The sequence below is a fragment of the Desulfosarcina sp. genome (assembly GCF_033791525.1).
In the GTDB taxonomy this organism is placed as follows: Bacteria; Desulfobacterota; Desulfobacteria; order Desulfobacterales; family Desulfosarcinaceae; genus Desulfosarcina.
The window spans coordinates 1-13,839 of the sequence record NZ_JASJGN010000201.1 but is presented as its reverse complement, the minus strand read 5'-3'; the positions used below and the strand labels follow the sequence as shown (position 1 = coordinate 13,839).

10 protein-coding genes and 4 tRNA genes are annotated in these 13,839 nt (G+C 47.9%); 4 read left to right on the top strand and 10 right to left on the bottom strand.

The annotated features are described in order from the left end of the window. Positions 1 to 330, top strand: a 330-nt coding sequence (locus QNK41_RS09995) for a tyrosine-type recombinase/integrase (protein ID WP_319256290.1), incomplete at its 5' end; no start/stop codon positions are given. Between the two features lie 38 nt (positions 331 to 368). Here QNK41_RS09995 and QNK41_RS09990 read toward each other — a convergent pair. The 7 genes from QNK41_RS09990 to QNK41_RS09960 all read right to left on the bottom strand — a co-directional run bounded on the left by QNK41_RS09990 (position 369) and on the right by QNK41_RS09960 (position 6,901). Next, a tRNA-Asp gene (locus tag QNK41_RS09990) sits at positions 369 to 445 on the bottom strand. Positions 446 to 467: 22 nt separating this feature from the next. Then, positions 468 to 543, bottom strand: a tRNA-Val gene (locus QNK41_RS09985). A 103-nt stretch (positions 544 to 646) separates the two neighbouring features. Further along, entirely contained in the window at positions 647 to 3,049 is a 2,403-nt protein-coding gene (gene lon, locus QNK41_RS09980) for an endopeptidase La (protein WP_413815137.1), read from the bottom strand. Between the two features lie 95 nt (positions 3,050 to 3,144). Next, positions 3,145 to 4,389, bottom strand: a complete 1,245-nt coding sequence (clpX, locus tag QNK41_RS09975) for an ATP-dependent Clp protease ATP-binding subunit ClpX (protein WP_319256284.1) — start codon at positions 4,387 to 4,389, stop codon at positions 3,145 to 3,147. Between the two features lies 1 nt (position 4,390). Further along, positions 4,391 to 5,005 carry an ATP-dependent Clp endopeptidase proteolytic subunit ClpP gene (gene clpP, locus QNK41_RS09970; RefSeq protein WP_319256282.1) on the bottom strand — a complete coding sequence of 205 codons (615 nt, stop codon included), beginning with the start codon at positions 5,003 to 5,005 and terminating at the stop codon, positions 4,391 to 4,393. 154 nt (positions 5,006 to 5,159) lie between these two features. After that, positions 5,160 to 6,476 carry a trigger factor gene (gene tig, locus QNK41_RS09965; protein WP_319256280.1) on the bottom strand — a complete coding sequence of 439 codons (1,317 nt, stop codon included), beginning with the start codon at positions 6,474 to 6,476 and terminating at the stop codon, positions 5,160 to 5,162. A 338-nt stretch (positions 6,477 to 6,814) separates the two neighbouring features. Next, positions 6,815 to 6,901: transfer RNA gene (locus QNK41_RS09960), tRNA-Leu, on the bottom strand. Between the two features lie 138 nt (positions 6,902 to 7,039). On the opposite strand from QNK41_RS09960, the gene QNK41_RS09955 reads away from it, so the two are divergent. Both QNK41_RS09955 and QNK41_RS09950 read left to right on the top strand, forming a co-directional pair. Continuing rightward, entirely contained in the window at positions 7,040 to 7,786 is a 747-nt protein-coding gene (locus QNK41_RS09955; RefSeq protein ID WP_319256278.1) for an N-acetylmuramoyl-L-alanine amidase, read from the top strand. Between the two features lie 216 nt (positions 7,787 to 8,002). Continuing rightward, positions 8,003 to 8,079, top strand: a tRNA-Pro gene (locus tag QNK41_RS09950). 235 nt (positions 8,080 to 8,314) lie between these two features. Here the strand turns inward: QNK41_RS09950 and QNK41_RS09945 are convergent. The 3 genes from QNK41_RS09945 to QNK41_RS09935 all read right to left on the bottom strand — a co-directional run bounded on the left by QNK41_RS09945 (position 8,315) and on the right by QNK41_RS09935 (position 11,553). Beyond that, positions 8,315 to 9,139, bottom strand: a complete 825-nt coding sequence (locus tag QNK41_RS09945) for a nucleotidyl transferase AbiEii/AbiGii toxin family protein (protein ID WP_319256276.1) — start codon at positions 9,137 to 9,139, stop codon at positions 8,315 to 8,317. Continuing rightward, positions 9,133 to 10,194: a type IV toxin-antitoxin system AbiEi family antitoxin gene (locus QNK41_RS09940; RefSeq protein WP_319256274.1), complete on the bottom strand. Its 1,062-nt coding sequence runs from the start codon at positions 10,192 to 10,194 to the stop codon at positions 9,133 to 9,135. Before QNK41_RS09940 ends, QNK41_RS09945 begins: the two co-directional genes overlap by 7 nt. 354 nt (positions 10,195 to 10,548) lie before the next feature. After that, the gene (locus QNK41_RS09935) at positions 10,549 to 11,553 is read right to left on the bottom strand and encodes a WYL domain-containing protein (RefSeq protein ID WP_319256272.1); all 1,005 of its coding nucleotides are present in this window, start codon (positions 11,551 to 11,553) and stop codon (positions 10,549 to 10,551) included. A gap of 150 nt (positions 11,554 to 11,703) precedes the next feature. Between QNK41_RS09935 and QNK41_RS09930 the strand changes: the two genes are divergently transcribed. Then, the coding region (locus QNK41_RS09930; RefSeq protein ID WP_319256270.1) for an AAA family ATPase at positions 11,704 to 13,839 on the top strand (2,136 nt) is incomplete at its 3' end.

The following is a 13,839-nucleotide window of genomic DNA, read 5'->3' as shown; positions in this document are numbered from 1 at the left end:
TACGTTTTCTGCCATATGAATCCGAAGAGCAAATATTATGGTAAACCTTATGATGAAAGGCGCAAGACGCTCAAAAGTCTCTGTGAAAAGGCAGGGATCGAACCATTGGGATATCATGACATCCGGCACACAGTTGCCAAGTATCTCAATGATATTCAAAAAGTAGGGTTGAAAAAAGTTCAGCAGGTTCTCCGACATCGTCGGCAGACAACAACTGAAATCTACGTTGAGGGAAATTATACCGACACGAAGGCAGCTATAAAACTGCTCGAAATGGATAAACTCGTAAAATCGTCTAAAAATTCACTCAAAAATTCACTCAGTAAATAAAAAAGGGCTAACCATTTCTGGCTAACCCCTTGATTTTATGGCGGGAGCGACGAGACTCGAACTCGCGACCTCCGGCGTGACAGGCCGGCGTTCTAACCAACTGAACTACACCCCCGAAATGATATCAGCGTGTTGGCTGGTAGGCGGAACAGGGCTTGAACCTGTGACCCCCGGCTTGTAAGGCCGGTGCTCTCCCAACTGAGCTATCCGCCCGAATTTATAAAGAGCCTTCCTTCCCGTGCCGGCAAAAGAAGAAATGCTTAGCTACCAATTCACCCTAACAAAGTCAAGTCCAAAATCAGGACGCGAATACTATTTAATTGATAGATATCTGGGGCTGATCGGAGCCACCTTGTTCCACCGGAATGGGCATGTCATTGTTGGTGAACAGCCGCTCTCCCGGACTCAGCACCAGCGCATGAACCAGCACCTCGTCCATATGTTCCACCGTCACCACTTTCATCTGGCGGGTGACGATCTTGGGGATATCTTTAAGATCTTTCTCGTTTTCCTTGGGAATAATCACTTTACGGATCCCGCCCCGATGGGCGGCCAGCATTTTTTCCTTCAGGCCGCCGATGGGCAGAACGCGCCCACGCAGAGTGATTTCACCGGTCATGGCCACGTCCCGCCGAACCGGTCGGCGGGTCAGCGCAGACACCAGAGAGGTATACATGGAAATTCCGGCCGACGGGCCGTCTTTGGGAATGGCGCCTTCGGGAATATGGATGTGCAGATCCAGATCTTTGTAAAAATCTTTATGGATGCCCAGATTATCGGCTCGGGAACGCACGAAACTGACCGCAGCCTGGGCCGACTCTTTCATCACGTCACCCAGCTTGCCGGTTATACTCAGTTTCCCCTTGCCGGGCATGGTCAGCGTTTCCACATACAGCAGCTCGCCGCCAACCTGGGTCCAGGCCAGTCCAGTCACCAGGCCGATCTGATCCACTTCCTCGATCTGGCTGATCTTGAATGGCGGCGGCCCCAGAAGGCTGGCGATAGTGGTGGCTGAGATAATATGCTTTTTCTCCTCCTTCTGATTGACCACTTTTCGCGCGATCTTCCGACAGATGGAAGAGATCTCCCGCTCCAGGTTGCGCACACCCGCCTCACGGGTATAGCGCTGAATGATCATGTAAATGGCTGCCTTGGAGAATGCGATATTTTCATCCTTGAGGCCATTGGCGAGGATCTGCTTGGGCACCAGGAACGCTTTGGCGATGTTGTATTTTTCCAGTTCCGTGTAGCCGGGCAGCCGGATAATCTCCATCCGGTCCTGCAGCGGCAGCGGGATGTCCGGAAGCGTGTTGGCGGTGGTGATAAACAAAATATCCGACAGATCGTAATCCATGTCCAGATAATGGTCGTTGAAGCTGTAATTCTGCTCCGGATCCAGCACCTCCAACAGGGCGGATGAAGGATCGCCTCTAAAATCCATGCTCATCTTGTCGACTTCATCCAGACAGAAGACCGGATTGTTCACCCCCGCCTTTTTCAGGGACTGGATAATCTTTCCGGGCATGGCCCCGATGTAGGTACGACGATGGCCCCGGATTTCGGCCTCGTCCCTAACACCGCCCAGGGACAAACGCACAAACTTGCGCCCCGTGGCCCGGGAAACGGATTTTGCCAGCGAGGTCTTGCCCACACCGGGCGGGCCCACCAGACAGAGAATGGGGCCACGCAGTTTTTTCACCAGCGTCTGCACCGCCAGATACTCGAGGATACGCTCTTTGGGTTTTTCCAGACCGTAGTGGTCTTCGTTGAGTATTTTCTCCGCCTCGATCAGATCGTTGCGGATACGGCTTTTATTGAACCACGGCAGGCTGATCATCCAGTCGATATAATTTCTCACCACCGTGGCCTCGGCCGACATGGGCGTCATTAGCTTGAGCTTTTTGAACTCCTGACGGGCCTTGGTTGATGCTTCCTTGGACATGCGCTTGCGCTTGATCTTCTTTTCCAGATCCTTAAGCTCATCGCCCACCTCGTCATCGCTGCCCATCTCCTTTTTGATGGCGCGCATCTGCTCATTCAGGTAGTAGTTCTTCTGGGTCTTTTCCATCTGCTCCTTGACCCGGCCCTTGATCCGCTGATCCATCTGATAGACTTCCATTTCCAGCTTGATCAGCTTGACCAGCAGGGAAAGACGCTTGCCCAGGTCAGCGGTTTCCAGCAGATTCTGTTTGCTTTCGAGTTTGAACGAGAAATGCGACGCCACCGAATCGGCCAGCTTTGATGGATCGGGTATGGCAGAAATCTTGGAAAGCAGCTCTTTGGAAATACTCTTGTTAATACCGGCATATTCGCTGAAGTCCTCTATCACCGCGCGCATCAGGGCTTCCACCTCGATGGTGTCACCGGGCACATCCGGCAACAGTGACAAATCGACTTCAAAAAATTCAGGGTTGGTCACGTATCTTTCGATGCGGGCTCGCTGTTTTCCTTCGATCAGCGCCTTGACGGTACCGTCGGGAAGCCGCAACAGCTGAAGCACCGTACCGATGACGCCCACATCGCAGATATCTTTTTCCGCGGGGTTGTCGACGCCGGCGTTTCGCTGGGTGGCCAAGAAGATGCGCTTGTCCTTGTTCATGGCGCTGGAGAGCGCACTGACGGACTTGTCGCGACCGACGAAAAGCGGGGCCACCATGTGGGGGAACACCACGATGTCCCGCAGCGGCAGCATGGGAAGCACTTCCGTGGGGGCTTCCATCTCTTGATTCTTAAAAAACTTCGGAATATTGACCATAGTATATCGTTTGCCTCGATCCCCGGCAAACCACTTGGGTCTGCCGGTGGTTGTTTGTATCAGGCCTGCTTTTTAGAGGGTTCATAAAGCAGGATCGGCGCTTCTTTTTTCAGCACCACTTCCTCACCGATCACGCACTCTTTGACATCTTCTTTTGAGGGAATATCGTACATAATATCCAGCATGCAGGATTCCATGATCGCACGCAGCCCCCGGGCCCCGGACTTTCGCTTCAGTGCTTCATCGGCAATGGCTGCCAGTGCGCTATCCGTGAGCCGTAAGTTCACCCCCTCGATTTCGAAAAGCTTCTTGTACTGCTTGAGCAATGCATTTTTCGGTTCGGTAAGAATCCGAACCAGACTTTCGGCACTGAGCTCATCCAGGGTGGCCATGACTGGCAGCCGGCCGAGAAACTCGGGAATCAGGCCAAACTTGATCAGGTCTTCGGGTTTGACCTCGAGCAGCGTCTCGCCGAGGCTGCGTTCATTCTCCTTTTTGACCTTGGCGCCAAACCCCATGAGCTTGCTGCCCATGCGTCGGTTGATGATCTGCTCCAGCCCGTTGAAGGTGCCACCACAGATAAAAAGGATATTGGAGGTGTCAACCTTCACAAAATCCTGCTGGGGATGCTTGCGGCCACCCTTTGGCGGGACGCTGGCAGTGGTCCCCTCGATGATTTTAAGCAGGGCTTGCTGAACACCTTCTCCGGACACGTCCCGTGTGATGGAGGGATTGTCCGACTTGCTGGCGATCTTGTCAATTTCGTCGATGTAGACGATGCCGCGCTTGGCCTTTTCCACATCGTAATCGGCGTTTTGCAACAGGGAAAGAATGATGTTTTCCACATCCTCGCCCACGTAGCCGGCCTCGGTCAGACTGGTGGCGTCGGCAATCGTAAACGGCACGTTAAGAAACCGTGCCAGGGTCTGGGCCAGCAGCGTCTTGCCGCAACCGGTGGGGCCGATCAGCAGGATGTTGCTCTTCTGAATCTCCACTTCACCGGAGTTGATGGTCGTATCCAGCCGTTTGTAGTGGTTGTATACGGCCACCGCCAGGATTTTCTTGGCCACGTCCTGTTCGATCACATAGTCGTCCAGCCGGGTCTTGATCTCATGGGGAATCATCAGGTTCTCAAACTCACCCGCCTCTTTTTCATTCTCTTCCTCAATGATCTCGCTGCACAGCTGGATGCACTCATCGCAGATGTAAACCGCCGGTCCGGCGATCAGCTTTTTGACCTCTTTCTGATTCTTCCCGCAGAAGGAGCAGAAAAGATTATCGTTGGGCTCATCTTTTTTGGCCATGTCATTCCTCCGTGTCGGTTAAATGATCCAGGTCATCCCGGTTGGTGATGACATGGTCCACGATGCCGTAAACTTTTGCCTCTTTGCCGGACATGAAGTTGTCACGGTCGGTATCTTTCTGGACGTCGTCCACGCTCCTGCCGGTGTGGCGCACCAGGATGTCGTTCAGGGCGTCTTTCATGCGCAGGATCTCTTTGGCCTGGATGGCAATATCCGACGCCTGGCCCTGGAACCCGCCCATGGGCTGGTGAATCATGATCCGCGCGTGGGGCAAGGCGTAGCGTTTCTTTTCGCCGCCTGCAGCCAGAAGAAGCGCACCCATGCTGGCGGCCTGGCCGATGCAAACGGTGGTCACATCGGGCTTGATGTACTGCATGGTATCATATACCGCCAGCCCGGAAGTGACAACACCGCCGGGGGAGTTGATGTAAAGATTGATGTCCTTGTCAGGATCTTCCGATTCAAGAAACAGCATCTGGGCGATCAGCAGATTGGCCACATCGTCGTTGATGGCAGTTCCCAGAAAGATTATGCGGTCTTTCAGGAGCCGCGAGTAGATGTCGTAGGCTCGCTCTCCCCTGCTGGTTTGGTCAATGACCATCGGAATTAATGCCACGATCTCGTCTCCTTTACATCTTTTTCGAGTTCATCGTTAAGCGCACCGCCGGGCACTGCACCCCATTCAAAACCGATGGCATGATAAACGCAGGATACAGCGGCAGCCGCTGGATTGCAACGCCCACCGCAACGGTGAAAAAAATAGCCTGATTTTAAGCCTCGGGTGCCTCTTTTTCCGGCTCCACCGATTCAATCTCGTTCCTTTCCATTATAAGCTTAATCGCCTGTTTTTCAAGTAAGGCGTGCTTAAAAAGCTCCAGCTTGTCACCGCTGTTTCCGTAGAACCCCTTGATCACGTCCACCGGCTGATCGTAGGTAGCGGCCATCTCTTCAAACCCTTTCTCCAGGTCTTCATCAGCCAGTTCCATCTTTTCCTGCTGGATGATCTTACCCAAAATCAGCTGGCGGCGAACCTGTTTTTCGGCGGTATCGCGGTATTTTTCCGCAAGGCTCTCCCGGGAGATACCGGCTTCCTCAAAGGTCTTGTTGTGGTAGGAAAAGGACCGCTCCGCATCGGCAATGATACTGTTGAGTTCATATTCCACCATTACATCAGGAACTTCGAATTCGGTCGTTTCCAGGATCTGGCTGAAAATCTGCTCGTTGAGTTCCTGTTCGATGCGTTTGTCGTATCCCTGCGTCAGGTTCTCTCTGATTTTATCCCGAACCTCATCGAGGGTGGTAAACGGGCCCAGTTGCTTGGCCATCTCATCGTCGATCTCCGGCAGCACCTCTTTGCGGATTTCGTTGAGCTTAACCTTAAAGTCCACTGTATGGCCGGCCAATTTCTTGTTGAAGTATTCGTCGGGAAACGAAACGGTAATTTCCTTCTCGTCTCCGGGGTTCATGCCGACGACGCCCTTATCGAAATCGTCGGCAATGTGCGCATCGCCGAGTTTGATCACGAAATTTTCAGTTTTCTCCGTTTCTTCAAAGGGTTTTTGGTCCTTGAAGCCTTCGTAGTCCACCTGAACGAAATCACCGTTCTGCGCCGGGCGCTGTTCGTCAATGGGTTCCCTTTTGGCCAGGTTCTTCTGCATCATCTGGATCTGGACGTCCACCTCTTCATCACCGGCCTTGTAGAGGGTCTTTTTCAGCTTCAGGTTCGTAAAACCGATATCGGCAATCTCCGGGTGAACCTCAACCTCGGCGTCAAAACAATAGTCGCCCTTGCCCGCCAAATCGGGTGGATCTACGCTGGGTGAGCCGACAACCTTCAGTTCGGTCTCCTTCAGCGCATCCACGTAAGCATCCTGGATCAGCTTTCCGGCCACATCGGCATTCACGTCCTTTTTATAAAACCGTTCGAGCACCCCGCGCGGGGTTTTACCCGGCCGGAAGCCCTTGACCTTGGCGGTCTTTTTCAAGGTCTGGTAAGCCTCGTCCAATGCGCGGGTCACATCCGCCTCGGGAATCTCAATGTGCAATACTTTCTTTACGGAACTGCGATCTTCAACGGTAACCTTCATATTCATCCTTTCTAAACCCTGAACGAAGCCCTTTTTGGAGCAGCCTGGGCTGCTGACCGGCGCCGGAATCGGCTCGATTCAGGTAAAAAATTAAGCGCCCCGACGCGACGGGCATCAGGGCTACTTTAAAAAAATACTGGCAATGTGATTCGTTTGCAACAGATGGAAAAACCAATTTTAAAATTTTCAATTTGTGCCGCAGAGTCTATGAAGATGCCGTTCTGCGCCATTAAATGATGCGGCATGGCATCTGACACCGCAGATGCGGACCCGCTATCGATAACTGCCTAAGGTCAACCGGCCCCTGCTGCCAACCCAAAAACGATGCCGGGGTAAAATGGTGCGAGAGGGGAGACTTGAACTCCCACTCTGTCGCCAGAGCTGGATCCTAAGTCCAGTGCGTCTACCAATTCCGCCACTCTCGCATAGATTCATCGAATCATCTTTTGAACCAAACCCATCCTGCAACTTGACTTTCTTTGCAAATAAACTAAACTTCGCAAAAAAATTAAACAAATTAAATAATATTGATAGGCCCTTCTGTCAAGGATTTCACGTTTACCATGGTCGCGATTAAGCCATTATCCTTTTTTAGAACCCCGGTGGTTGTCACGCTCCTCGGTTTTTTATTTCTTGTCGGGCCGTTGTTGCTTTCGGCCCGATCCGCTCAGGCGGCCGTTATCGTCCTGGATCCCGGCCACGGGGGAAGCGACAGCGGGGCAGGCCGTGGCAGCGAGTTTGCCGAAAAGCAATACACCCTGGCGCTGGCACAAAAGATCGCGGTCCTGTTGGAAGCACGACACCGGGTCGAACTGACCCGGACCGCGGATGTTCAAATGGCACCGGCGGATCGGGCTGCCGTGGCCAACCACCTGCGGGCGGACCTGATGATCAGCCTCCACGCTGCGGTGGCCCCCTATTGCAGCGACCGCACCGCTACCGTCTACTACCATAACGATGAGCGACTGAGGATTCCTTTCGGGACGTCGTCTCAGGGCATGCCGACCGAATCGGATGTCGACCGGCCGGCATGGAACCAACTCCAGATCCAGCATCAGCATCATAGCCAGGACCTGGCCGCCACGCTGAAGCGGTCATTGGGCGAAAGCGATACATTTGACAGCGTAACGGTCAGCGGCGTTCCCTTGGCGCCCCTGATGGGAGCCGATCTGCCGGCGGTGCTGGTGGAAGTCGGCTGCATACACCCGGCAGCGGCAACCAACCGGCAAACGCTTGAGCAGCAGCTGGACGGGTATGCAGCATCACTGGCCCACGCCATCGAAACGGCCCTGCCCGGGCTGGTGCCGTAACTTTATCGGTCAATGCTTGATGAACTCGTAAAAAAGCCTCATTTCCGACGGATTCGTATAAAGCCCGAGATCAAGGCTTGCAAATCCAGAGGAATGAGGGGTACTTATGGTACGCTGCAGTGACGAGAAATGAAGCGTAACGCAGATATTGGGCTTTTTACGGATCCGTCAACGCTTGCGAACGATTATAAACAGTGCTAAGAGGGCACAAAATGTCGGGGCGTAGCGCAGTCTGGTAGCGCACCTGCTTTGGGAGCAGGGGGCCGGAGGTTCAAATCCTCTCGCCCCGACCATTTTATACAAATAAAAACGAAGTTTTATCTGATTAGTAGGTTCCAGCGAACCGCGTCAATCTCACAACGAACGATGACAATATTTACATCGAATGTTGTCAATTTTCAAATTCCGTTTCATTTTAATGGGTTGACCAAAGCGAAGGTCGGCCCATTTTTTATTTTGCTGGAAGCTTACTTTCCCTAAAGCCGTTTACAATGGAAGTAAACTGTCCACTGTCATCGTCCTTTCTGATCAAATGACACCCAATTCCCTTAAAAGATAGTTTACGCGCTCAAACGCGTCTCGTTCCATTTGTATCCGGTCGTCCTCATCTGTTATTTCCTCAAATGCGGATACAAATTTAGATCCTATGTGCTCCTCACTGGCAAAATTTTTTGCCAATTTTGTCAACCCTTCCTGGATCAAGCGATTTTTCAGATGAGGCCTGAATTCAGCAACCAGTTCATGCAATCGATCGGAATATTGTCTGAGACAATAGTAAATATCATAGGCATCTTTTTCCTTCATTCGGTCATCCAATACGATAGCTTTCATGATGAGGAACGGAACAATCGATGCTACCCGGATAGCGGCCGAGTCTTTTGCACCGCCAGGAAGATAACCTTCGATTGTCACTGCGATGGGATTTTCGAAGGCAAGGTCACATCCCCGGGCTTTCCGAGTATGCAACGCTTGAACTCTTTGATGACGATGACTTTTCCCAGTACCCTCATACTCCCCTGATAACAGGTCGATTTGAACCGTTACGTCGGTTCCGTCAATGTTGACTGTTCGGTGGAAAATGAATGGCTGTTTGCCCTCTTTATAATTTCTCTCCAGGAGCAAGCCCTTGATACCCTGATAAGTTTCGTCGTTAATTCCTTTATGATCAAGCGCCAAGTCAATATCAATGCTTCCGGAGTGCCATTCATTTTTGTTTTGAAAAAGAAACTGCGGCACCCAACCACCAATCAAGACCATTTTGTCCCTGTATTGGCCGAGTATCCTGGAAATCTCCAGCAGCACTGAGTACGCTGCTGTAACCGCAATTTGATTGTAATCCGTTTTTGTTACCACGCCTTGTCCGCAATCCTTTCGTATAGCACCTGTGCAGCCTCCTCACCACGCCCGCGATAACTTTGCAGGTCTAAATAAACCTGTATGTCTGAAGCAACCTGTATATTATCCATGCTACGTGATCCATAAAAGACACCATTATCGTATGGCGTGAATAGAAGGAGATTGCCGCCGCTTTTTACCTTTTTTAGCGACAGTTGTAAAAAGTCCTCTTCACCCAAGTCGGCGGCATATACCATCGCTTTTTTATACCTGACGGCGGGTTCTATTCGTGCCGCACCGGAAAATCCGGTTAGTGCGTATCTGATTTTTCGTTTATTACAATGAGTGGCCAAGGTATTTTCGACATCGGCAACGCTCTTTAAAGAATAAAATTCCTGAACTTCGTTTTTGCGATAATCATAGTTTTCAGCCCACTCGCGCAATAACATTACGGGGTCTATTAGGCGAATTCCACCTCGTTTCCCTGACACAAGCTCCCGATCAACCAATGTTCTTTTCACATTAGACGCCTGGCCAATGCTGACCGCACTCTCGGCAGCCAGTTCTTTTATTTTCCAACTCCTGCCGGGATTGCATAACAAAGCCCTGAGTATGCGTTCGGCCTTGGGCGCATAAAGGGACTTAAGATCTCGTTTTTCTATAAACTGGTTGGGATAATCTTTCTTCTGAATATATATATTGTCAAATGATAACAAACAGTTTCCAGAAAGGTCGATATGTCCGACACCTTCGGATTCGCAAATTTCAGCGGATTTTGACGATATATAGGGTGCAATGAACACGAAATATGCATCCGGAAACTTGTCCTTATGTCGCAGCATCTGATTGACCGCTTGACGTGCTATACGTGGTTGACCGCTGCTTTTCACTTCAGCAAAAAGCTTTATCGTTCTATCAGCAAGCTCTAATACAGCTGTGATGTCAAACGACCTATCGATTCGCTCGCTTGATTCTATATGAATTTCGGTGGCTTTCAGAAAAGGAACGCTGGAGAGACATGATACGAGTGCAGCCCTTGCAGTAGTTTCGATATTTTGCCCTCCTATTTTCATGATAAAACCCTATTTCAACGGATGCTGAAATAGGGTTTTATCATGAAAATTTTGAATATGTCAATATTATTTCATTAATTTATGTTATTTCAACGTTTGCTGAAATAATTATTTTTAGTGAAATTTATTTGACTTCATCACTCAACTATTTCATTTCCAATTGATCTGTATCCGGTCAGCCACCTTTCAAACATCCTTGAGAGCATCGGCACCTGCAAATCTGCATAATCGTATACCAAATTTAAAAGCCGATAGTGTAATACCGCCTGGCTTTAGCTCAGATTTACATCCACCCAGGAGATCAATTTGGTTACTGTCCATGAAAAATAGATGGTTTTATAGGATATATTCTCGTTAATTATACTGAAGCTGAACATGATCGATTTTTTCCTTGATACGATTTATTAACCATTTCGGTTTAAGAACTCTGGCCTCCTCACCGAACGACAATATCCATGAGAGTAGTTCTGGTTTTGACGAGGCAATGAATTTCAGTATAGTTTTGCCATTCCTATTACGAATCGATTGAACCGGGCTCCATATCCGTTCAGCCACATACTTTGCAAAATATCCCTGGAATTCAACCTCAACTTCGAATGCATTCTCCTTGATCAAACCAAAGTTCTGCTTGAACACTTTATCGAAGTCATAATTTTTGGGAGGCCCAAAGAGACGCTCAGTAGTTTTAATTTTTCTTATTCGATGAATTGCCAGTAAGGGATCAAATTTGGGCGTTACATATGTTTTGCCCGGTGCCTTTGCCAGTTGGGCATGTAGGTATACAGAATCCTTATGGGAAAAGATTTTAAGCGGCTTGATGTAAAATTGCTTAGCTTTTGTCTCCAAGATTGATTTGTAGGTGACACGACAAATCTTTCGATCATTCATCGCATCAATCAATATGCGTATGGTTTCCTGGTAAGGCGTATAATCGATGCTGCCTGACCGGAAGGAATCGAAATGCTGTGAACCACCAAGCTTTTCAGGTGATAACGTTGCCTGATTCTTTTCTATAACTCTCGATGCCTCTTCATACATCTCTTTTCCTAAAAGGTGTTCAGCGAATGTCTTGCACATGGTTAGTGCATTTAATTCGGGTTCGGTAATATTCAAGGACGGGCTGCTGCTTTTCAGGCGTTGAATTCGATAATATTTCCTTTTCCCTTCCAGGTACTCCTCTACATCAACCCCATAAGAACGGCGAATATCTTCCACTAAACGTAACACCGTCTGTTTAGAACAATTGAGCATTCGCGATAGTTCGATCAGGGAATGGCTGCGCTGCGTGAAAAGAAGCTTAGCAAAAAGGCTGATCAGTTTTTGGCCGTAGCTGCTGTAGTAATCCTTTTTCTCCGGCATACGATCTCCTAAAAATTGTGAATTTCCATTCCGCCATATGGAACGATATTGGATTATACTGATCCTATCATCGAAGTACGGATAGAGCCTTAGACAACAAGTCATCAATAATTATCGGCATTTTTCAAAGATACTGTAGAGGACGCTACTATGCTATTTCCATCGCTTGAAACTGATATTAACACCAGTGGCATCCATATGAACCCTGATACCAATGACCTTTATGTATTAAAAAAATGTATCATCTGGCTTCACCGGCATATCCGTAGATATCCATGTTTTGATTCTGAAACATTAAAATTATTATGCTGGCTTTTAGGTACAGAAATGCAAGAGCTTGGAAAGTTTCTGCTATCCCAATTTGAAATAGACAATAGAATTCGGTTTGAAGAAGAAATTGCAGAAACAGCCTTAGATCCCTATGATTTTTCACAATTGATGATCAAGCTGCTCCGTGAATCAAAATCTGTTACTAACTGCAGGTTCTGGCAACATGCATCCAGATTACTTAAAAAAAAATTAGCATCTCAGCAATTTCAAAAGAAATCTGAAATTGAAAAAAATATCATTGCTCTGAGAAATTTGTTTGAACTCAATGACAAAGAGACAGAGCTCTGTACGTTTATGTTTGTTGCAAACACCTATTCTTATGCTGAAGAATATTTTATATCCCACATTGAATGCCATCGGTTTGCCGGACAGAAATATCTGGCCAATATCCTCGGAGTCAATAAAAAAGAGCTTCATACCACCATATACGGCAAGCTTACAAAAATCGGATTATATGAAGTTGATAAATGGGGAATCAGTCCTGAAAATGAATTTTTAAATTTGATCCAAAATCCGTCGGATCAAAATTTTACAAAAAAGTTTTATGAACCTGTTCCAAAAAGCACTGTTTCACTCAACAATTTTCTAATTGAAAAAGATCATACAGGCCATATTCTTAATCTTTTTAAAACCAAGGCCAATTCACCCACCCATATCTTGCTTTATGGCCCCCCGGGAACTGGCAAAACAAGTTTTGCATACAGCTTGTTAGATCAGATAAAAACACCTGCATATGAAATTGCTCGTGGTGAAGATAATACCACCAAGCACAGAAGAGCTTCCATTATTGCCTGTTTAACTTCAACCAATTTCAATCAATGCTCTATTGTTTTGGTTGATGAGGCAGATAACTTGCTGAATACACAAAACTCATGGCTGATGAACGGAGAAACTCAAGACAAGGGGTGGCTCAATCATCTTCTTGACCAGCCGGGAACACGGATGATCTGGGTTACCAATCGGATTGATTCCATAGAAGATTCCGTTTTACGTCGGTTTGCGTTCAGTCTTCCTTTTAAACCCTTCAATCAATCTCAAAGAGTGTTGTTATGGGACAGCATACTGAGAAAAAATAAGTGCAAAACTTATTGCAGCCAGGCTGAGATCATCAATTTTGCAAAAAAGTATGATGTTAATGCAGGAGTTATTGATCTTGCTACAAGAAAAGCTATAGAGAATGCTCCTTCATCAAAAATCAATTTTCTCAATACGGTTAAAATGACTCTGGAATCTCATCAAACACTTGTCAACAATGGAGAGGAATTAACCAACAAGGATGCAATTGAAAAGAACTATTCCATTGATGGTTTAAATGTTGACGGAGATCTAAATGCCATGTTCAAGCAGCTTGAAACGTTTGATGCCTACTTAAGAAATGAGAAACAGCACCATATCATGAATATGAACCTTTTGTTTTATGGACCATCGGGAACCGGCAAAAGTGAATTGGCCAGATACATGGCCAACCGGCTAGACCGTAAAATAATATGTAAACGTATCAGTGATTTGCAAAGCAAGTACGTTGGAGAAGGGGAAAAAAATATAAAGCGTGCGTTCCAGGAAGCAGAATCTGAGGAAGCCGTATTCATTATTGATGAAGCGGATTCGTTATTGTTCAGCCGTGACAGGGCAAAACATTCCTGGGAAATCAGTTTCACCAATGAGTTTTTAACCCAAATGGAGAGATACAGAGGCATCCTTGTATGTACCACCAATCGGTTGGATGATCTTGATATTGCATCCCTTCGTCGGTTCAATCATAAAATCGGTTTTGAATATCTGACTGCCAAAGGTAATCTTCTATTTTATGACTTATTGCTAAAACCATTATGCACTGACATGATAGACTCGTCATCTCTAAAGGAGCTAAAACAAACAGAAAACTTAGCTCCCGGGGATTTTAAACTGGTTCGGAATCGTTATTCGTTCCACCCCAAAAATGATATCAAGCATGCA